Genomic DNA, 19721 nt, shown 5'->3' on the forward strand with positions numbered 1-19721 from the left:
GCGGGTCATCTCCAGAACAGCCCCCATTCGCGCGCCAGGTCAGGCTGGTGATAGTCGCGAACCAACGGGTACAGTCGATCGTTAACATTCAGACGAGCACCACCGTCGCGGGTCAGCGATTGGATCGTCACGGTATTGGTCACGCGCGACGGCTTGCCCGACGCCCAGGCAAACGGCAGCGTTACGCGGATGCCCTTGTCAAACGAGCCCTCGCCGAAATCATCAATGCTGGCATCGGTAAAGCTGGCATAGGCACCAACGCGCCAGCCATTGGCAAACTCGCGATCCAACGAGAACGTCGCACCGATGTCCCCCGCCAGATAGCTGCCCACATCCATCTGGCCGTGGAACCCGTTGCCAAAGTCATAATAGGCGGACACATGGCCGTTGAATTCGGGGATGGTCCCGGACGATGTCACGCGGCTGCGCAGGCCGAATTGCTGATCAAAGTCTCGCGGACGGACCCAGTTGACCTCGCCACCAATGGCCAGGCGGCTGTTCACGGGTTTCCACAGAAGCTCGCTCGAGACACCGGCATACATGGTTTCCAGATAGCCCGCAGTGATGCGGCTATAGAGGTTCGCACCGGGGCGTCCGAACGCGCTGAGCGTCAGGTGCTCCAGCGCAGGATCACCTTGGCGGCTATATTGCGCATAGTCGGTGCGCACACGGGCCAGGCCCGAGGGAATGGCACGTGTCACCGAATCCAGGTTGCCCGACAGTTTCTTGGCGATCGAGCCCGAGGCCATAATATTGGGCGCGATCAGATACTTGGCCTGTGCACGAATGCCAAAGTCAGCACGAACCGGGTTGTCCGGGTCAAAGACACTCAGCTGCACATAGGGGCTGATGGACCAGTTCAGACGCTTCTGAATGCCTCCCTCCAGCGGAGGCACCATCCCGCGCGCATCTGCAACGCCCAGCTTGGCCAGCATCAGATCGGCCGGGGCATTTTCCAGGCGCTCAAGATCCGAGCGTTTCAGGGTGATGGCCGACATGGCCATCCCGCGCACCACGGGTACGATCACGAAGGTCTCGATTGACCCTGGCAGAATACGCGACATCGCGCGCGCGGCACGACCGATCGCTTCGGGCTCGTAGCCATAGGTTTTGTTCGCCATACGCAAGGTCGCGGTGCGGGCCGTCAAGGTCATGCCTTCGTAGACCAGCCCCTGCCCCTCCAGCGATTTCCGCATCCGGGTTGGCAGGCTCTGCACCAGCTCCACATTGTTCTGCCAGCCCAGATCAGACTTGGCCGCGCCCGAGCGCACTTTGACAGGCAAAGGCGCCTGTTCGCCCCCGCTCGGAGCCCCGGCGACTTTCGGGTTGGCATGGAACGTCAACTGCGCACCGACCTCGGATCCATACACATGGTACAGCGACAATTGCGTGCCATTGCGGAACCGGTAATCCAATCCGAAGTTCCAGGGCGATTTATGCGTGAAAACTGGCCCGATCCCAGTGGTGTCGGTTTCCTGAACATAAGCGTCCGAGGAATATTCAGCCGTTAGTGTCAGGCGATCAGAGGCCTTGTAGGCCACGCCCCCAAAGGCGGCAAAGTCACCGCGGAACCAACGGTCATAGGTCGGGATACCCCCTTGCCCCAACACTTCGCGCGGTCGGGTTCCCGTCGACCCAAGGGGATCATAGCTGCCCAAGCGTCCCCAGCCCATGCCGCCGGTCACTTGCAAGCGTTTGCCGACGTGCTTGCTGGCGACCACATATTCGCCGCCATACAGGCCGGTTCCGATGAAATCCTGCAAGCCAACCGAAACAGCAGGGCGCCGATCGGTTTCATCCCAAACCTGATAACGCAAATCGAAGCTGCGGTCGTAATAGCTGCTGTCGGACCACCCCGGGACGTAAAGATGCCGGATTGCTGAATACCGGAACGATCCCGTCAGGCGCGGAAGCACCTGAAAGGTCAACGTGCTGCGTGTGTTGCCGCCGAAATACGAAAAGGTTGACGACAAAGTCGCGTCAGGGGCCATGTCCGCCGTTGGCATGTCGATCAGACCTGGCGTCCCGTAAAGGTTAAAGGACGTAACATCCTGCGCCAGTGCGGAGCCCGTTGTCAGAAGCACCGCCAACAGCCCAACCTTAAGAGGGCGCGAGCCTGAAACGCGATGGGGGCGGCTCGATTTACCCGAGCTCTCTGGATCATCCCGTAGAAACATTTTAATACTGCCTGCCATAAATAACTCGTCTCTACGGGTAAGCGATACTTTGCCAACTGTCTATTCTTTGCTGTGGATATCTGAGAAATCAGTCGCAAACGCGTATGTTTTGCCACACCTCTTGGCCCCTATTGAACACCGCCGTTGCACTGGAACTTCAGGCTCGCCATACCGATACAGGCACCGCGCATCCCCCGACAACTGCGAAAGGATCGCACAATGAGCTGGCTGGAATTCGCAATCGCTCTGTTGATCTTTATGGCCTCGCATCGCATTCCGGCCAAGCTTGGGGTCAAGGAGATCCTCGAGCACAGACTGGGGCGGCGCGGCTACACCCTGGTGTTCAGCCTGATGTCGATACTGCTGTTACTGTGGGTCATCTGGGCCGCGGGCCGCGCGCCGGTTGTGGTGGTCTGGTCCCAGACCGAGGCTGCCCGTTGGGCCGTGAACCTGGTTTTGCCCCTGGCGATCTTGCTGGGCAGTTTCGGGGTAGGCGCCCCCAACCCCTTTGCTTTCGAAGGTCGCGCACAGGGCTTTACCCCGGAACGTCCGGGGATTGTCGGGCTCACGCGTCAGCCCTTGCTATGGGCGCTGCTGTTGTGGTCGCTTGCGCATCTTTGGGCGAACGGGGATCTGGCCCACATTATCCTGTTTGGCGTTTTCGCCGGATTCTCGGCCCTGGGAATGGTCATCGTCGAGCGCCGGCGCCGCCGATTGATGGGATCCGAGGCCTGGCAAGCCCAGGCGCGTCATACCGGGCTGATCCCCTTTTTCGCCCTTGTGAACGGCACCTGGCGCCCGAAAGGTCTGCCAAACCCGATCCGTCTGGCGATTTCGGTGGTGGTTTGGGGCGTTCTTATCGTGCTCCACCCGTCAGTCATCGGGGTCAACCCGCTGCCATAAACGGGGAGGATCGGTGGTTTTTGCCCCCTTCCGCAAGACCTTTGCATTCTCGCGCGGCGCAACGAGCCCCATGGAACACTGCCAAACACAGAAAAAGGCGCAACTGGGCTAGTTGCGCCTTTTCTAATCTTTTGTGCGGTGACCTTAGGAGTTGCCAGCAGCCGCGATACCGATGATGATGATCGCACCAGCAACAGCAGCGATACCCGAGGAACCCAGCAGCAGGCTGCCTTGGGTCGAAACGAAGGGATCGTCGTTGGTTGCGGTTTCAGCAACGGCCGGAGCGGCCGAAGCCAGTGCCAGAGCGGCAGCGGCAGCAATAGTGAATTTTTTCATAATGTCTCTCCAACATCCAGAATGAAGTGACTCGGGAAATCCCGGTCTCACTCCTTTTCTCACATCAGTTTGAAAAATAAAATACCCTTGCTGCACAGCGGCACGAAAACCGACGATTTTTTGCCGAATTGCCCATGGATTGCTCCAAATTCGCAACAGTGCGCCCCAAATCACCCGCATAGGGCGAGCAAATCAGGTGTTGAACAAGAAATGCATGACATCACCGTCCTGCACCACATAGCCCTTGCCCTCGGCCCGCAGTTTGCCGGTTTCGCGCGCTTTGGCCTCGCCTGCGCAAGCAATATAGTCGTCATAGGCGATGGTTTCCGCCCGGATGAAGCCTTTTTCGAAATCGCCGTGAATCACCCCGGCGGCTTGCGGGGCCATCGTCCCCACACGAATTGTCCAGGCGCGGGCCTCTTTAGGGCCGACGGTGAAATAGGTTTCCAGGTGCAGCAGCTCATAGCCCGCGCGGATCAGGCGATCCAGACCGGCCTCTTCCAGGCCCATTTCCTCGAGGAACATGGCCGCTTCGTCATCGTCCAGCTGGCTGATCTCTTCTTCGATCTGGGCCGAGATAATGACATGCGAGTTGCCCTGCTCGGCCGCCATCGCCGCAACCTTGGCGGAATAGTCGTTGCCCTCGGCGGCCTCAGCCTCACCCACGTTGCAGACATACAGAACCGGTTTGGTGGTCAGCAGTTGCAGCTGATTCCACATCTTGCGGTCTTCGGCGTCCACCTCGACCAGACGGGCGGGTTTGCCGTTTTCCAGCATCTCCTGCGCAGCGGCCAACAGGCGATCCTGCTCTTTGGCCTCTTTATCGTTGCCCTTCAGCTTGCGCACCAGGTTTGCGCGGCGTTTTTCGATGCTTTCCAGATCGGCCAGCATCAGTTCGGTTTCAATGGTTTCGGCATCCGCCACCGGGTCTACGCGGCCATCCACGTGGGTCACATCGCCATCCTCGAAACAACGCAGCACATGCGCAATCGCATCGGTTTCGCGGATGTTGGCCAGGAACTGGTTGCCCAGGCCCTCGCCCTTGGAGGCGCCTTTGACCAGACCTGCAATATCCACAAAGGTCATCCGGGTGGGGATGATCTGTTTGGATCCTGCAATCTCGGCCAGGGCATCCAGACGGGCATCGGGCACCGCGACATCGCCGACATTGGGCTCGATCGTGCAGAACGGAAAGTTCGCGGCCTGCGCGGCTGCGGTTTTTGTCAGCGCATTGAACAAGGTCGATTTGCCCACGTTCGGCAGCCCGACAATACCCATCTTGAAACCCATCTGCGGCCCCCGATTGATCTGATAATTTTTCCAGTTGGCCGCTCTTAGAACGCGCGCGCCTGCATGGCAAGGCCACGCACCCTGCCCGGCACATGGGAATTTGCGCTTTTCAAGCGTTCCAGCCATTGAGTTCCGGCCCCTTTTGCGGCACATCGGGGCGACGGACAGAATAGGGATCCCGGTATGACACGCATCGACGCCAAGTTCGCCGAGTTGAACGCAGCAGGTAAGAAAGCCTTCGTCGCTTATATCATGGCAGGTGATCCCAACTATGAGACCTCGCTTGAGGTGCTCAAAGGCCTGCCCGCAGCGGGTGTCGATGTGATCGAGCTGGGCCTGCCCTTTACCGATCCCATGGCCGATGGCCCCACCATTCAGCTGGCCGGTCAACGTGCACTTGAGGCAGGTCAGACCCTGCAAAAGACCCTGGACATGGCGGCTGAGTTCCGCAAGGGCGATGACACGACCCCGATCGTGATGATGGGCTATTACAACCCGATCTTTAACCGGGGCGTCGACAAATTCCTGGTGGACGCCAAAGAGGCCGGCATCGACGGGTTGATCGTGGTGGATCTGCCTCCCGAAGAAGACGAAGAGCTGTGCATCCCCGCGCAAAAGGCCGGTCTGAACTTTATCCGTCTGGCTACGCCGACCACAGATGATGACCGCCTGCCAACTGTTCTGCAAAACACCAGCGGGTTTGTGTATTACGTGTCGATCACCGGCATCACCGGTGCCGCCGCAGCCCAGGCCGCTGACGTGGCCCCCGAAGTGGCCCGCATTAAGGCCAAGACCGACCTGCCCGTCATCGTGGGCTTCGGAATTCGCTCGCCCGAAACGTCTGAATCGATTGCCAGCGTCGCCGATGGATGCGTTGTCGGCTCGGCGATTGTAGGGGAACTTGCCTCGGGCAAGCCGGTTGCCGAGGTTCTGGATTTCGTCAAATCCCTGGCGGACGGCGCCCACCGCGCCTGATCTTTTCTTTTGTTGAGCGGAGCGCCTGACGGCGCGCTGGATGTCTCGTCACGGGCTTTGCCCGTGTCTCGGGCGTGACGCGTTGTGTTTTTCGTTGCGTCCAGATGTTCATATTGGTAAGGAAACCTCACCAATATGAACAATAAGGCCCATGTTATGCCTGTGATCACCTGTATCGACGACCTGAAGCGCCTGTATGAACGCCGTGTGCCACGGATGTTTTTTGATTATGCCGAAAGCGGCAGTTGGACCGAGCAGACGTTTCGCGAGAACACCAGTGACTTTGATCAGCTTCGCCTGCGTCAGCGCGTGGCGGTGGATATGTCCGGGCGCTCGACCGCGACGCAGATGATCGGGCAGGATGTCTCGCTCCCGGTGGCTTTGGCGCCTGTCGGGCTAACCGGAATGCAGCACGCCGATGGTGAGATCAAAGCGGCGCGCGCGGCCGAGGCCTTTGGCGTGCCTTTCACCCTGTCGACGATGTCGATCAACTCGATCGAGGACGTGGCCGAGGCCACGACCAAGCCCTTCTGGTTTCAGCTCTATACGATGAAGGATCAGGATTACCTGCGCCGCCTGATCGGGCGGGCGAAGGATGCCAAATGCTCGGCGCTGGTGATCACCTTGGACCTGCAAATCCTGGGGCAGCGGCACAAGGATCTGAAGAACGGCCTGTCCGCCCCGCCGAAACTGACCCCCGCAACCATCGCCAACCTGATGACCAAATGGCGCTGGGGCATCGGGATGCTGGGCGCGAAACGGCGGCATTTCGGCAACGTGGTGGGCCATGTCGAGGGGGTCTCGGATGCGGCCAATCTGGGGACCTGGACGGCCGAGCAATTCGATCCGACGCTGGATTGGGGCAAGGTCGCGGCGATCAAGGAAATGTGGGGCGGCCCGGTGATCCTGAAGGGAATTTTGGACGCTGAGGACGCGAAAATGGCGCTGCAGGTCGGCGCTGATGCCATCGTGGTGTCCAACCACGGCGGGCGGCAACTGGATGGGGCGATCAGCTCGATCAAGGCGCTGCCCTCGATCCTGGATGCAGTGGGCGATCAGATCGAGGTTCACCTGGACAGCGGCATTCGCTCGGGTCAGGACATCCTCAAGGCCGTAGCAATGGGCGCCAAGGGCACCTATATCGGGCGTTCGTTCATCTATGGGCTGGGTGCGATGGGTCAGGCCGGCGTGACCAAAGCGCTGGAGGTGCTGCACAAGGAATTCGACACCTCGATGGCGCTGTGCGGGCGCCGGAACGTGGCCGAGCTGGACCGCTCGATCCTGATGATTCCAGAAGATTTCGAAGGGCGCTGGCAATAACGAATGGCCCTTGCAAAATAGGGCCTTTCCAAACGTCACAGACTCGTCTATATGCGCGGCTTCATGCGGGGATACAGCCTTGGAGGATCCCCGAAACCAAACTTAGGAGAATTACCATGGCTGGATCTATCCCTGATCTTCACGCCGAGGCCCGGACGGGGACAGGCAAGGGCGCCGCTCGTCAGGCACGTCGCGAGGGCAAAGTGCCCGGAATTGTTTTCGGTGGTGACGCCGAGCCGCTGCCGATCAGCGTTCCGTTCAACGAACTGTTCAAGCGCCTGAAAGCCGGTCGTTTCAAGTCGACCCTGTTCAACATGAAAGTTGAAGGCCAGGAAGACGTTCGCGTGATCTGCCGCGACGTGCAGCGCGACGTTGTCAAAGACCTGCCGACCCACGTGGACTTCATGCGCCTGCGTCGTACCTCGCGCATCAACCTGTTCATCCACGTTGAGTTCGCGAACCAGGAAACCTGCCCCGGCATCAAAAAAGGCGGCGTGCTGACCATCGTGCGCCCCGAAGTTGAGCTGGAAGTGCTGGCCGGTGAGATCCCTGATCACATCACCGTTGACCTGGCGAACGCCGAAGTTGGCGACGTGCTGCACATCAGCGACGTGACCCTGCCCGAAGGCGCCAAGCCGACCATCGACCGTGACTTCGTCATCGCGAACATCTCGGCCCCGTCGGGCCTGCGTTCGGAAGAGAACGAAGCCGAAGGTGGCGAAGCAGAAGAAGCAGCCGCAGAAGAATAATCTGCGCACCCCAGTTTTGGGGGACAGTATCAGGCGCGGCCCCATGGGTCGCGCCTTTTGCATTTGATGGACAATCGCGGGACGCGCCCCTAACCTGCGCGCAACCGCAACAGGGGAACGGACATGCAGCTTTGGGTCGGCCTGGGCAATCCCGGCACGAAATACGCGGGCAACCGGCACAATATCGGCTTCATGGTGCTGGATCGCATCGCCGAGGACCACGGTTTTGCGCCCTGGCGCTCGAAGTTTCAGGGTCAGCTGACCGAGGGCAAGCTGGGCCGTGAAAAGGTGCTGCTGCTAAAGCCCGAGACCTTCATGAACCTGTCCGGGCAATCCGTGGGCGAAGCGATGCGGTTCTTCAAACTGACCCCTGCTGACGTCACTGTCTTTCATGACGAGTTGGACCTTGCCCCCGGCAAATGCCGCGTCAAGCAGGGTGGCGGCCATGCAGGCCACAACGGGCTGCGTTCGATCCACCAGCATATCGGGGCCGACTATGCCCGTGTGCGGCTGGGCATTGGCCATCCGGGCCACAAGGACCGTGTCTCGGGATATGTTCTGGCGGATTTCGCCAAGGCCGATCAGGATTGGCTGGACGACTTGCAGCGCGGTATCAGCGACGGCGCGGACAAACTGGCCCAAGGAGACAGCTCGCGTTTCCTGAATGCCGTGGCGCAGCGCACCGCCCCACCGCGGTCCTCCAAATCCAAGCCCAAATCTGATCCCAAACCCGCAGCGCAAACCCCGCCCGAGGACACGCGCAGCCCCATGCAAAAGCTGTTGGACAAGTTCAGCTAGGGCTTGCGGGGCCGGGCCTGCCTATGCTCCACTGTCCGCGAACAGGTGATTTATCGTATCGGAGCAGAACATGGAGAAATTCCCATCTATCAACGTGTTGGGACGCCCTCTTAAAGCTTGCTCTGAAGATCCGTTAACGGGGTATTTCCGGGATGGGCACTGCAATACCTGCGCCCAGGACACCGGCAGCCACACGGTTTGTGCGGTGATGACCGATGAATTTCTGGCCTACAGCAAATATGTGGGCAACGATCTTAGCACCCCGCGCCCGGAATACGGCTTTGAGGGCCTGAAATCGGGCGATCAATGGTGCCTGTGCGCCGCCCGTTTTCTGCAAGCACATGACGAGGGCTGCGCCCCACGGGTCAATCTGGCCGCCACGCATGTGGCCGCGCTGGACATCGTGCGGCTGGAAATCCTGCAGGAACACGCTTTGGACACCGGGGACTGAGTTATCCCCAAAACATCGTGTATAAGTAACGATTTTCGCGAAATCTGTGGATAACTTGGATCGCAGATCGAGAATTTGCCAGCCACCATCGCAAAAAGACCCCCGCCACTGGCGAGGGTCTTTGTGATTCTGCCGTGGGCCTTAGCCGCCGGTTTGGATATCCACGCCCAGATGCTTGGCGACGGTGAAAATGTCCTTGTCGCCCCGGCCACACATGTTCATCACGATGATGTGGTCCTTGGGCAGCGTGGGCGCGATCTTGATGACATGCGCCAGCGCGTGACAGGGTTCCAGCGCGGGGATGATGCCCTCGGTCGAGCAAGACAGCTGGAACGCCTCCAGCGCCTCTTTGTCGGTGATCGCCACGTATTCAGCGCGGCCAATATCGTGCAGCCAGCTGTGCTCGGGACCAATGCCGGGATAGTCCAGACCCGCCGAGATCGAGTGACCTTCCAGGATCTGACCGTCCTCGTCTTGCAGCAGATAGGTGCGGTTGCCATGCAGAACGCCCGGGCGGCCACCGGTCAAGGACGCACAATGCTCCATCTTCTGGGTAACGCCTTTGCCGCCGGCCTCGACGCCGATGATCTGAACCGCGTCATCGTCCAGGAACTCGTAAAACAGACCCATCGCATTCGAGCCACCGCCAATCGCCGCGATCAATGTATCGGGCAGACGTCCCTCGCCTTCTTGGGCGGCCAGCTGAGCGCGGACTTCTTTGCCGATGATCGACTGGAAATCGCGCACCATCGCCGGATAAGGATGCGGACCCGCCACGGTGCCAATGCAATAGAACGTGTCGCGCACATTGGTCACCCAATCGCGCAGCGCGTCATTCATCGCGTCCTTCAGGGTACCACGACCGCTGGTGACGGGCACGACCTCGGCGCCCAGAAGACGCATCCGGAACACGTTGGGGGCCTGACGTTCGACATCATGCGCGCCCATGTAGACCACACATTTCAGGCCGAACTTGGCGCAAACGGTGGCGGTGGCCACGCCGTGCTGACCCGCGCCGGTTTCTGCGATAATGCGGTTCTTGCCCATGCGCTTGGCCAGCAGGATTTGCCCCAGCACATTGTTGATCTTATGCGCGCCAGTGTGGTTCAGCTCATCGCGCTTCAGGTAAATCTTGGCCCCGCCCAGATGTTCGGTCAGGCCCGAGGCGAAATACAGCGGCGAGGGACGGCCCACATAGTGTTCCCACAGATCATCCATTTCAGCCCAGAAGGTCGGGTCGGTCTTGGCCTTCTCGTATTCCTCTTCCAAGGACAAGATCAGCGGCATCAGGGTTTCGGATACGAAACGCCCGCCAAACTGGCCAAAGCGGCCCTTTTCGTCGGGGCCATTCATGAAGCTGTTGAAAAGATCGTCGGCCATGCGGCTCCCTCTCGATCGCGTGTAATTTGACATGACGTGCATAAGGGGCGCGCCCGGGCAATTCAATGCAATAAGCCCGATTTTGCGCCCCAAGGCCCGGGAAATCCTGGAGCTGCCTAGGCGACTTGCCACCCGGATTGTTCGCCGTGATCGCGCCAACGGGCATAGGCCTCGTCTGCGTCGGGGGCATCGTCACAAGGGAAGTGATGGAAATAGAACACCTCGGCCAGGCGATCGGCGCGCCCCATCAGATGCGCATGGGCCCCGCTTTGGGCATAGTGTTTCATCGCGGCGGGGCTGTCCCACAGGGTCAGCGAGAAATCCAATCCGTCGCGTTGGAAGGCGGTTGCGAACCGACAAGCCGGATCCTTGCGCGCCTGGCGCAGGGCCATCGAGGCAAAAAGATAGAACTCCGGTGCGAACCGCAGGCTACGGATGCGCAATCCGCCAATGGCAGCAAGGGGCATGGGGACACTCCTGTAGTTGTCTGATCAGGATACGGAGCCCAGGCCCAATCGGATCAGTTCAGACCAGCGCCGCCTGCACAAAGGCCCGGATCATGGCGGTGTCCTTGACCCCCGGCGCGCTTTCCACGCCCGAGGACACATCGACCTGTCGCGCGCCCGTCATCTGCACGGCCAAGCCCACGTTGTCAGGTGTCAGCCCTCCGGCCAGCATCCACGGACGCGGCCAGTATTTGCGATTGACCAGCCGCCAATCAAACGCCAGCCCGTTGCCCCCCGGCAGATCCGCGCCCTTGGGGGCCTTGGCATCCACCAACAATTGATCCGCAACGCCGCCGTACAGGCTGATCTGCTCCAGATCGGATTGCTCGGCGATGCCGATGGCCTTCATCACGGGCAGGCCATAGCGCGCACGGATTTCGGCCACACGATCGGGGCTTTCCTTGCCATGCAACTGCAACATGTCCAGAGGCACCGTGTTCATAATCTGGTCCAGGGTCGCGTCATCCGCGTTCACGGTCAGGGCAACCTTGGCCAGACCCAGCGGCGCCTCGATTGCCAGATCCCGCGCCAGATCAACCGAGACATGACGCGGAGATTTTTCAAAGAAGACAAAGCCCACATAGGCCGCGCCCGCCTCGGCAGCCGCACGCACATGTTCGGGCTGTTTCAGCCCGCAAATCTTAACCTTGATGTCTTGGGGCATGGGATCAGGACTTGCTGTCCAGCAGCGCCAGAACTTCGTCCTGCTGGCCGCTTTCCACCGCTTTGCGCTGCTCGCGCTTCAGCTTGCGTTCCAGATCATGCACTTCGCGTTCTTTGCGCACGGCCGTGGCCCGATGCTTGTGCTCGCGCAGCCATTCCCAAACGAACCCGATCAGCAGGCCAGCGACAATTCCGGCAAAGATCACCGCAAACAGCGGCAGCTTGATCGAAAAGTTCACGTTCAGGAATTCTGCCAGAGGCTCGGGCAGCAGGGTCAGCGTCACGAATCCGCGGTTGGCCACGGCGACAGTGATCAGGACCACGCCCAAAGTGGCGAGGAAAGCATAGCGAATATAGCGCATGAGCACCCTATTATTTCGAGTTCAGACGGTCGCGCAGCAGTTTACCGGTTTTGAAGAAAGGCACGTGCTTTTCCTCGACGTCCACCGACTCGCCAGTGCGCGGGTTCCGACCCACCCTAGCATCCCGTTTCTTGACCGAAAACGCGCCGAAGCCGCGCAGTTCCACGCGATCACCCCGCGCCATCGCGCCAGTAATTTCGTCAAAGATCGTGTTCACGATCTTTTCCGCGTCGCGCATGGTCAGCTGATTTTCGGAACTCCGGTCCTGGTTTTCCTCGAAAATCTTTTGAATGAGTTCCGATCGGATCATCGGCGACCTCCCCCAGGTTTTTTTGGCTAATGCCCCCATCAATACAGGCGACTATAGAAAGAAAGTCCACACAGGTGAACAACAAGCTTGGGCAAATGGCGAGATTCAGCCGCCTAACCATCTAACTTCTCAACATAAATTGGGTCACGCGCGTGCAGAACGGGCAGAATTTGGCGTTCATCGGCCCTTGGCGTTGCGACGCCCAGAATGATTTGCCCGAAATATGGGGTTCCAAACGGGCCTGTTTTGCGACTATGGCTTGGTCACTTTGCGCCAACATCCCCACAGGAGCCCTGGGTGAACTACGACGCCATCCTGACCGCTATCGCCGATGAAATGTCCTCCGCCCCGGATCGCGGGCAGGTTGCCAGCTATATTCCGGAACTGGCGCGGATTGACCCGAACCAGTTCGGCATTGCCATGGCTCTGCCCGACGGTCAGGTCCACACGGCCGGGGATGCGTCGGTGCTGTTCTCGATACAATCCGTGTCCAAGGTGTTCACCCTGGCGCTGGCCTTGGGGCGTCTTGGCGATCAGCTTTGGCAGCGTGTCGGGCGCGAACCCTCGGGCCTGCCATTCAACTCGATCCTTCAGCTGGAACACGAGGCTGGCATCCCGCGCAATCCCTTCGTAAATGCCGGAGCCCTGGCCGTCACTGACGCCATTCTGGCGGGCCATCAGCCGCGCGAGGTTCTGGGCGAGCTGCTGCGCTTTGTGCGTCAGGCCAGTGGCGAGGAAGACATCCACATCAATCAGGCCGTCGCCCATTCGGAAAAGCAGCACGGAGACCGCAACATGGCGCTGGCACATTTCATGGCCGCGCACAGCAATTTCGTGAACCCGCCCGAACTGACCTGCGGCACCTATTTCCACCAATGCGCCATCGAAATGAGCTGTGCTCAACTGGCCAAGGCCGGGCGTTTCCTGATCGGCGGGCATGACGCCCCTGCCCTGATCTCGCGCAGCTCGGTCCGTCGGATCAACGCGTTGATGCTGACCTGTGGGCACTATGACGGGTCCGGCGATTTCGCCTATCGTGTCGGTTTACCGGGCAAAAGCGGTGTGGGCGGGGGCATTCTGGTGATCGCGCCCGGGCGCGCCTCGATCGCGGTCTGGTCGCCCGGGCTGAATACCAATGGCAATTCGCAGCTGGGCACCCTTGCGGTCGAGCGGTTGGCCCAGATGACAGGCTGGTCGATCTTCGGCTAAGCGCTCAGCCCAAAGAAAAACCCCGCAGCCAGATGGCCGCGGGGTTTAATTTCGCATTCAGAGTAAAGACTTACTCGTCGTCGCCTTTCAGAGCGGCGCCCAGGATGTCGCCCAGCGATGCACCCGAGTCCGAGGAACCGTACTGTGCAACGGCTTCTTTTTCTTCGGCGATTTCGCGCGCTTTGATCGACAGACCCAGACGACGCGACTTCATGTCGACATTGGTGACGCGGACGTCGACCTTGTCGCCAACCGAGAAACGCTCGGGGCGCTGTTCGGCACGGTCACGCGACAGGTCGGAACGACGGATGAACGACTTCATGCCTTCGTATTCGACTTCGATGCCGCCGTCTTCGATCGCGGTGACTTCGACAGTCACGATCGAGCCGCGCTTCACGCCGCCAGTTGCTTCGGCAAACTTGTCGCCGCCCAGGGCTTTGATCGACAGCGAGATACGCTCTTTGTCGACGTCAACCTCGGAGACAACGGCCGAAACCATGTCGCCCTTGCGGTAGTTCTGGATGGCATCCTCGCCGCGCTCGTCCCAGGACAGGTCGGACAGGTGAACCATGCCGTCGATTTCGCCGGGCAGGCCGATGAACAGACCGAATTCTGTGATGTTCTTGACTTCGCCCTCGACCTGAGTGCCCTCGGGGTGGGTTTCTGCAAACACTTCCCAGGGGTTGCGCATGGTCTGTTTCAGGCCCAGCGAAACGCGACGCTTGGCGGCGTCGATTTCCAGAACCATGACGTCGACTTCCTGGCTGGTCGAAACGATTTTGCCGGGGTGGACGTTTTTCTTGGTCCAGGACATTTCCGAAACGTGGACCAGACCTTCGACACCGGGCTCCAGCTCGACGAATGCACCGTAGTCGGTGATGTTGGTCACGCGGCCTTTGTGCACCGATTCCAGCGGGAACTTGGCGGCAACCAGATCCCACGGATCTTCTTGCAGCTGTTTCATGCCCAGGCTGATGCGGTGGGTGTCTTTGTTGATCTTGATGACCTGCACTTTGACAGTTTCACCGATCGACAGGATCTCGGAGGGGTGGTTCACACGGCGCCAGGCCATGTCGGTGACGTGCAGCAGGCCGTCAACGCCGCCCAGGTCAACAAAGGCACCGTATTCGGTGATGTTCTTGACCACACCGTCGACTGCCTGACCTTCGGACAGGTTGCCGATGACTTCGGCGCGCTGTTCGGCACGCGATTCTTCCAGGATGGCGCGGCGCGAGACAACGATGTTGCCACGGCGGCGGTCCATTTTCAGGATTTGGAAGGGCTGCTTCAGACCCATCAGCGGGCCAGCGTCGCGCACGGGGCGCACGTCAACTTGCGAGCCGGGCAGGAAGGCAACAGCGCCGCCCAGATCCACGGTGAAGCCGCCTTTGACGCGGTTGAAGATGGCGCCGTCGACGCGCTCTTCGTTGGCGTAGGCTTTTTCCAGGCGGTCCCATGCTTCTTCACGGCGGGCCATCTCACGCGAGATGACGGCTTCGCCGCGGGCGTTTTCTGCGGCGCGCAGGAAGACTTCGACTTCGTCGCCAACAGCAATTTCAGGGGCTTCGCCGGGGTTTGCGAATTCTTTCAGATCAACGCGGCCTTCCATTTTATAGCCGACGTCGATGATGGCTTGGCCTGCTTCGATAGCGATGACCTTACCTTTGACAACCGAACCCTCGTTCGGAGTGTCCATTTCGAAGCTTTCATTCAGGAGGGCTTCGAATTCCTCCATGGTTGCGTTAGCCATGTGGCTTTCATTCCTTTTCAAAACGTTTTTGCGGGCCGAGCGGTTGTCTCCGCCGGTCTTGGTTTGGTCAGGGCGAGACGCAAAACAAAGAGGGCCGGTTGGTTCCGACCCTGCTCGATCTCTTTACTTTGCGGCGATTATCGCCTTGTCGACGGGGGGCGTATAGCGCCTGAAGCCCTGTCTGACAAGGGAAAAGGCGCGGTTCAGGCGGTGCTGCGGGCGTTGCATTCGCGGTCTTTGGCCAGCATTCCGGCCTCGATTGCATTCAGACGCGCAATTGCGTGATCCGCCCCACCCTTTCGACTGGCCTTGCGCCAGATTCGCAGCGCTGATTGGGGGCTCCAGGGCAGAACGGCGGTGCTGAGCCACGCACGCAGCGGGGCGGGCAGGTCATCATAGGCGCGCATTGGGTCGGGACGACGGCGGCGCTTCAGACTGGAACGGGTGTTGCGCATGACGATTTTGGTACTGTGATGTTATGTCATCACAATATCGAGGGACCGGCCGGAAATGCAAGCAGGCCCCGCCAAAGACGGGGCCTGACAGCAAATAGGTGAGGCTTTTCTCAGCAGTAGCGCTCGGGGCCGACGTTCTGACCGGCACTGTAGCGGTCGCCATAGGCCCAGCCGACGGGCAAAATCTCGTTGATCTTGGCCAGCTGTTCAGCCGTCAGATCCAGATTTGCGCCGGTGACCAGCTCGGCAAAATGCCCGGTCGAACGGGTGCCCGGAATCGCAATGATATGTTCGCCCTGCGCCAACACCCATGCAATCGCCAGCGCGGCAGTGGGCACGCCCAGTTCAGCCGCATAGGCCCGCAGCGGATCGGTAGCGGCCAGGTTCAGGGCATAGTTCGGCTCCAGGAAACGCGGGTTCACCTTCAGAAAATCAAGCTCGGGGACGCGGTCCGCCGGGATCGGGTTGTCCGTCAGGATCGCACGTCCGACGGGCGAAAACGCCACCAGAGTCGCGCCCAGTTCAGCGCAGGCCTGCACCATGCCCATTTCGGGCAGGCGCGTGGACAGCGAATATTCGTTCTGCACGGCGTCGATCTGCGCCTCGGTGGACGCGCGGCGCAGGGTATAAGGGGCGATCTCGGACAGGCCGATGGCTTTGATCTTGCCCTTTTCCTTCAGGATATTCATGTGGCCGGCGACCTCTTCGATCGGCATGTCGGCCTGGCGGCGATGGACATAGAACAGATCCACGTGGTCAACGCCCAGCTTTTCCAGGCTCTTGTCCAGCTCGCTTTCCAAGTGTTCCAACGAGTTCTTGAAGCAGCGGTTGCCGTCCTCGTCCTTGGTGATCGCGGCCTTGGTGGCGATGTGGAATTGCTCGCGCGTGCCGGGGTTGTCGCGCAGGAACTGGCCAATGGCGCGTTCAGACCGGCCCATGCCATAGACATTCGCCGTATCGATATGGGTCACGCCTGCGTCCAGCGCGGCGGACAGAATGGCGAAGGAATTTTCCTCGGTCGTGGGGCCATAGAATTCGGCAAAGGACATGGCCCCAATCCCAAGGGCCGAGATTTCAGGGCCGTTCTTGCCCAGTTTACGAAGTTTCATGCGGTTTTCCGTTTACTTTCTATGGCAGAAATGGCCGCGCGAACGGCCTGATCAATATCCAGAGAGGACGTGTCGATGGTGACGGCATCACTGGCGGGTTTCAAGGGAGCCTCGGCCCGGTTCATGTCACGCTCGTCGCGCGCAATCACATCGTCCAGAACTTCGGCAAACGAGGTCTCGTGTCCTTTGGCGATCAGCTCTTTATAGCGACGTTCGGCGCGCACCTCGGCGCTGGCGGTCACGAAAAGCTTGGCCTCGGCATCCGGGCAGATCACCGTGCCAATATCGCGCCCGTCCAGAACGGCCCCACCAGACCGGCGGGCAAAGGCACGTTGAAAATCGACCAGCGCCGCTCGCACATCGGCGATCACGGCCACTTTGCTGGCGGCTTGGGCGACATCGGGGGTGCGCAGGCTGTCATCCTCCAGATCCTCGGGGGTCAGGTCCCGGGCGGCCTGAACTGGCTCGATCCCGGCCAGGGTTTTGGCCCCAACGGCGCGGTACAACAGCCCAGTATCCAGATGGGCAAAGCCAAAATGCTGTGCCACAGCCTTCGAGATCGTGCCCTTGCCCGCAGCGGCGGGTCCGTCGATTGCAATGGTAAAGGGCATCTGCTCTATCCTTTCGCTGGACCACCCCTTGCGGTGATGCGGCAGGGGGTCGGTCAGGTCGTAGTAATCGCCTTTGTAGTCGCAGAAAATGTGGTTTTCCAGACGTGTTCCCGTTGGCCCGTCGATCGTTCCCAGGCTGATCCAGATTTGCCCGTCGTGCTCGTCCCAGAACAGATACGACCCACAATGCGGGCAGAAACCGCGTCTGGCATGGGCCGAGCTGGTAAACCACTGGACCGGGCCGTCGAGCATGAGGGCATCCGCCGCAACCGGAGCGGCGATTGAATAGCTGCCGGTGATTTTGCGACATTGGGTGCAGTGACAGGCAGTGGCCGGTCCCAGATCAGCCTGCACGCGATACGAAACCGCCCCGCACAGACAGCTGCCCGCGATCACAGGCCTCTCCACCGAGCGATGCCCGCGCGGCCCATCAGGATCAATGTGATGGCGAGCAGGGCGAATTTGGCCTGCGTGGCCGCGCTGGCCCATGTGACCAGATCATCGGGCACGGCACCGCCATGAAACCCCAGCACCCGCGAAACAAGCGCGTTTTCCACGAGGTCGGCCAACGCATAAGCCGGTCCGAACCAGATCAGCACCCGCGGCCGCAGCCTCAACGCGCTGGCTGAGATATAAAGCCACGCCCCGAACAGAACCGGGAACACCGTGTCCAGCAAGCGCAAGACACCACGATACAAATTGACCTGCACCGGATGCAGTGCGTCCAGATAGGTCTGAGCCTCGGACGCAGAATAGCCCATGATCCGCAAATCAAACGGCTGCTGCCCATCACCCGTATCCAGATGCATCTGGCCCAAAGACACCAGCGCCGCATAGGCCGCGACGGTCACCAGGGTCAGCGCCCACCATGCTATGCGGGCGCGGGTCATCAGCTCCGCTCGATCTTGGCACCCAGATCGGCCATCAGCCCTTCGAAAATCGGGAAGGACGTGGCAATCGGGCCGCCATCATCCACGCTGACGGGCGCCTGGCTGGCCATGCCCATCACCAGGAAGGACATCGCGATCCGGTGATCCAGATGGCTGACGCAGGTGGCCCCGCCCGGCACGTTGCCATGGCCGCACCCCTTGACGATCCACCAATCGGGGCCGTCCTCAACCTCGACCCCGTTCAGGCGCAGACCGCTGGCCATGGCCTCGATCCGGTCGGATTCCTTGACACGCAGTTCCTTAACGCCGCGCATCACCGTGTCGCCCTGCGCATAGGCGGCAACCACGGACAGGACGGGGTATTCGTCGATCATGCTGGCGGCGCGTTCGGGCGGCACCTCGATGCCCTTCAGATCGGGCGAGAATTTGGCGCGCAGGTCGGCGACGGGCTCGCCCCCCTCTTCGCGCATGTTTTCAAAGGTCAGGTCCGCGCCCATGTCTTGCAGGGTATAGAACAGGCCCGCGCGGGTCGGGTTCAGGCCGATATTAGGCACCAGAACGTCCGATCCGGGCGTGATGATCGCCGCACAGACCGGAAACGCGGCCGAGCTGGGATCGCGCGGCACCACGATGGTTTGGGGTTTCAGCTCGGGGCGGCCGGTCAGGGTGATGACGCGGCCCTCGTCGGTGACTTCGGTGGTGATCTGGGCGCCGAAACCGGCCAACATGCGTTCGGTGTGATCGCGGGTGGCCTCTTTTTCGATCACCACGGTTTCACCGGGCGCGTTCAGGCCGGCCAGCAGCACGGCCGATTTCACCTGGGCCGAGGGCACGGGCACCACATAGTGCACAGGGACCGGGTTTTCCGCGCCCACAATGGTCATCGGCAGACGCCCACCCGAGCGGCCGACGGATTGCGCACCAAACAAGGCAATCGGATCGGTCACCCGCGCCATCGGGCGCTTGTTCAGACTGGCGTCACCGGTGAAGGTGGCCGTGATGGGCGAGGTCGCCATGCAGCCCATGATCAACCGCACACCGGTGCCCGAGTTGCCGCAATCAATGACGTTGTCGGGTTCGGCAAAGCCGCCCACGCCGACGCCGTGGATATGCCAGGTGCCGTCCTCGTCCCGGGTGACCTCGGCGCCGAATGCGCGCATGGCCTTGGCGGTGTCCAGCACGTCTTCGCCTTCCAGCAGGCCGGTGACCTTGGTTTCACCCACGGCCATTGCGCCCAGGATCAACGAACGGTGCGAGATGGATTTGTCGCCCGGAACATGGGCCTGCCCGGTCAGCGGACCGCAAGCGCCAGAGGTCATGGGAATCGGGGTGCCGTGGCCGGACATGGGTGTCTCCTCAATATCTTGCGAGCCTCATACCCCACCCTGCCCTGCCGGTCCATAAGCCTGGGATGCAAATATGGTCGCCGTGGCGCGTGATGAGGGGGTGGGATTTGGGTATTTTTGCCAAGAAAAAG

21 protein-coding genes and 1 pseudogene are annotated in these 19721 nt (G+C 60.6%); 7 read left to right on the forward strand and 15 right to left on the reverse strand.

Features of this window, described 5'->3' with window-relative positions; genetic code table 11:
• Window positions 1–5: 5 nt before the first annotated feature.
• Window positions 6–2177: a YjbH domain-containing protein gene (locus ACXADQ_RS18470; RefSeq protein ID WP_475324614.1), complete on the reverse strand. Its 2172-nt coding sequence runs from the start codon at window positions 2175–2177 to the stop codon at window positions 6–8.
• A 219-nt stretch (window positions 2178–2396) separates the two neighbouring features.
• On the opposite strand from ACXADQ_RS18470, the gene ACXADQ_RS18475 reads away from it, so the two are divergent.
• On the forward strand, window positions 2397–3080 hold the full coding sequence (locus ACXADQ_RS18475; RefSeq protein ID WP_475324618.1) for an NnrU family protein: 684 nt from the start codon (window positions 2397–2399) through the stop codon (window positions 3078–3080).
• 144 nt (window positions 3081–3224) lie between these two features.
• Here the strand turns inward: ACXADQ_RS18475 and ACXADQ_RS18480 are convergent, their stop codons facing one another.
• Complete coding sequence (locus ACXADQ_RS18480) at window positions 3225–3416, reverse strand: hypothetical protein (RefSeq protein WP_475324622.1); 192 nt, start codon at window positions 3414–3416, stop codon at window positions 3225–3227.
• 192 nt (window positions 3417–3608) lie between these two features.
• Window positions 3609–4706 (reverse strand): redox-regulated ATPase YchF, encoded by a 1098-nt coding sequence (ychF, locus tag ACXADQ_RS18485; protein WP_475324626.1) that lies wholly within the window; start codon window positions 4704–4706, stop codon window positions 3609–3611.
• 183 nt (window positions 4707–4889) lie between these two features.
• On the opposite strand from ychF, the gene trpA reads away from it, so the two are divergent.
• The 5 genes from trpA to ACXADQ_RS18510 all read left to right on the forward strand — a co-directional run bounded on the left by trpA (window position 4890) and on the right by ACXADQ_RS18510 (window position 8999).
• Window positions 4890–5681: a tryptophan synthase subunit alpha gene (gene trpA / locus ACXADQ_RS18490; RefSeq protein ID WP_475324629.1), complete on the forward strand. Its 792-nt coding sequence runs from the start codon at window positions 4890–4892 to the stop codon at window positions 5679–5681.
• Between the two features lie 156 nt (window positions 5682–5837).
• A complete protein-coding gene (locus ACXADQ_RS18495) occupies window positions 5838–7001 on the forward strand; it encodes an alpha-hydroxy acid oxidase (RefSeq protein WP_475326105.1) in 1164 nt (387 codons plus the stop codon).
• Between the two features lie 116 nt (window positions 7002–7117).
• Complete coding sequence (locus ACXADQ_RS18500; RefSeq protein WP_475324632.1) at window positions 7118–7750, forward strand: 50S ribosomal protein L25/general stress protein Ctc; 633 nt, start codon at window positions 7118–7120, stop codon at window positions 7748–7750.
• A 123-nt stretch (window positions 7751–7873) separates the two neighbouring features.
• Window positions 7874–8548, forward strand: coding sequence for an aminoacyl-tRNA hydrolase (gene pth / locus ACXADQ_RS18505; RefSeq protein WP_475324635.1), 675 nt, complete (start codon window positions 7874–7876; stop codon window positions 8546–8548).
• A gap of 70 nt (window positions 8549–8618) precedes the next feature.
• Window positions 8619–8999: a DUF2237 family protein gene (locus ACXADQ_RS18510; RefSeq protein WP_475324638.1), complete on the forward strand. Its 381-nt coding sequence runs from the start codon at window positions 8619–8621 to the stop codon at window positions 8997–8999.
• 141 nt (window positions 9000–9140) lie between these two features.
• Here the strand turns inward: ACXADQ_RS18510 and trpB are convergent, their stop codons facing one another.
• The 5 genes from trpB to ihfB form a co-directional block, all read right to left on the reverse strand.
• On the reverse strand, window positions 9141–10379 hold the full coding sequence (gene trpB / locus ACXADQ_RS18515) for a tryptophan synthase subunit beta (RefSeq protein ID WP_475324641.1): 1239 nt from the start codon (window positions 10377–10379) through the stop codon (window positions 9141–9143).
• A gap of 116 nt (window positions 10380–10495) precedes the next feature.
• Complete coding sequence (locus ACXADQ_RS18520) at window positions 10496–10846, reverse strand: hypothetical protein (RefSeq protein ID WP_475324644.1); 351 nt, start codon at window positions 10844–10846, stop codon at window positions 10496–10498.
• A 58-nt stretch (window positions 10847–10904) separates the two neighbouring features.
• A complete protein-coding gene (locus tag ACXADQ_RS18525) occupies window positions 10905–11549 on the reverse strand; it encodes a phosphoribosylanthranilate isomerase (RefSeq protein ID WP_475324648.1) in 645 nt (214 codons plus the stop codon).
• A gap of 4 nt (window positions 11550–11553) precedes the next feature.
• Window positions 11554–11910: a lipopolysaccharide assembly protein LapA domain-containing protein gene (locus ACXADQ_RS18530; protein ID WP_475324651.1), complete on the reverse strand. Its 357-nt coding sequence runs from the start codon at window positions 11908–11910 to the stop codon at window positions 11554–11556.
• A 10-nt stretch (window positions 11911–11920) separates the two neighbouring features.
• Window positions 11921–12220, reverse strand: coding sequence for an integration host factor subunit beta (gene ihfB, locus ACXADQ_RS18535; protein WP_475324654.1), 300 nt, complete (start codon window positions 12218–12220; stop codon window positions 11921–11923).
• A gap of 297 nt (window positions 12221–12517) precedes the next feature.
• Here ihfB and ACXADQ_RS18540 point away from each other — a divergent pair, with 297 nt between their 5' ends.
• Window positions 12518–13429, forward strand: a complete 912-nt coding sequence (locus ACXADQ_RS18540) for a glutaminase (protein ID WP_475324658.1) — start codon at window positions 12518–12520, stop codon at window positions 13427–13429.
• 70 nt (window positions 13430–13499) lie between these two features.
• On the opposite strand, the gene rpsA is transcribed toward ACXADQ_RS18540, so the two are convergent.
• The 7 genes and pseudogenes from rpsA to aroA all read right to left on the reverse strand — a co-directional run bounded on the left by rpsA (window position 13500) and on the right by aroA (window position 19590).
• Window positions 13500–15200, reverse strand: a complete 1701-nt coding sequence (rpsA, locus tag ACXADQ_RS18545; RefSeq protein ID WP_475324662.1) for a 30S ribosomal protein S1 — start codon at window positions 15198–15200, stop codon at window positions 13500–13502.
• A gap of 182 nt (window positions 15201–15382) precedes the next feature.
• Window positions 15383–15634 carry a DUF6525 family protein gene (locus ACXADQ_RS18550; protein ID WP_475324667.1) on the reverse strand — a complete coding sequence of 84 codons (252 nt, stop codon included), beginning with the start codon at window positions 15632–15634 and terminating at the stop codon, window positions 15383–15385.
• A gap of 110 nt (window positions 15635–15744) precedes the next feature.
• A complete protein-coding gene (locus ACXADQ_RS18555; RefSeq protein ID WP_475324671.1) occupies window positions 15745–16743 on the reverse strand; it encodes an aldo/keto reductase in 999 nt (332 codons plus the stop codon).
• A complete protein-coding gene (cmk, locus tag ACXADQ_RS18560) occupies window positions 16740–17354 on the reverse strand; it encodes a (d)CMP kinase (RefSeq protein WP_475326106.1) in 615 nt (204 codons plus the stop codon). Before cmk ends, ACXADQ_RS18555 begins: the two co-directional genes overlap by 4 nt.
• Window positions 17355–17444: 90 nt before the next feature.
• Window positions 17445–17843: pseudogene (locus ACXADQ_RS18565) on the reverse strand (GFA family protein); the annotation flags it as partial.
• A complete protein-coding gene (locus ACXADQ_RS18570) occupies window positions 17747–18244 on the reverse strand; it encodes a hypothetical protein (RefSeq protein ID WP_475324675.1) in 498 nt (165 codons plus the stop codon). The gene ACXADQ_RS18570 and the pseudogene ACXADQ_RS18565, both read right to left, overlap by 97 nt.
• A complete protein-coding gene (gene aroA / locus ACXADQ_RS18575; RefSeq protein ID WP_475324680.1) occupies window positions 18244–19590 on the reverse strand; it encodes a 3-phosphoshikimate 1-carboxyvinyltransferase in 1347 nt (448 codons plus the stop codon). The genes ACXADQ_RS18570 and aroA overlap by 1 nt, the downstream gene beginning before the upstream one ends.
• Window positions 19591–19721 lie beyond the last annotated feature (131 nt).

The sequence above is a fragment of the Thalassovita sp. ABM4_323 genome, from assembly GCF_056158665.1.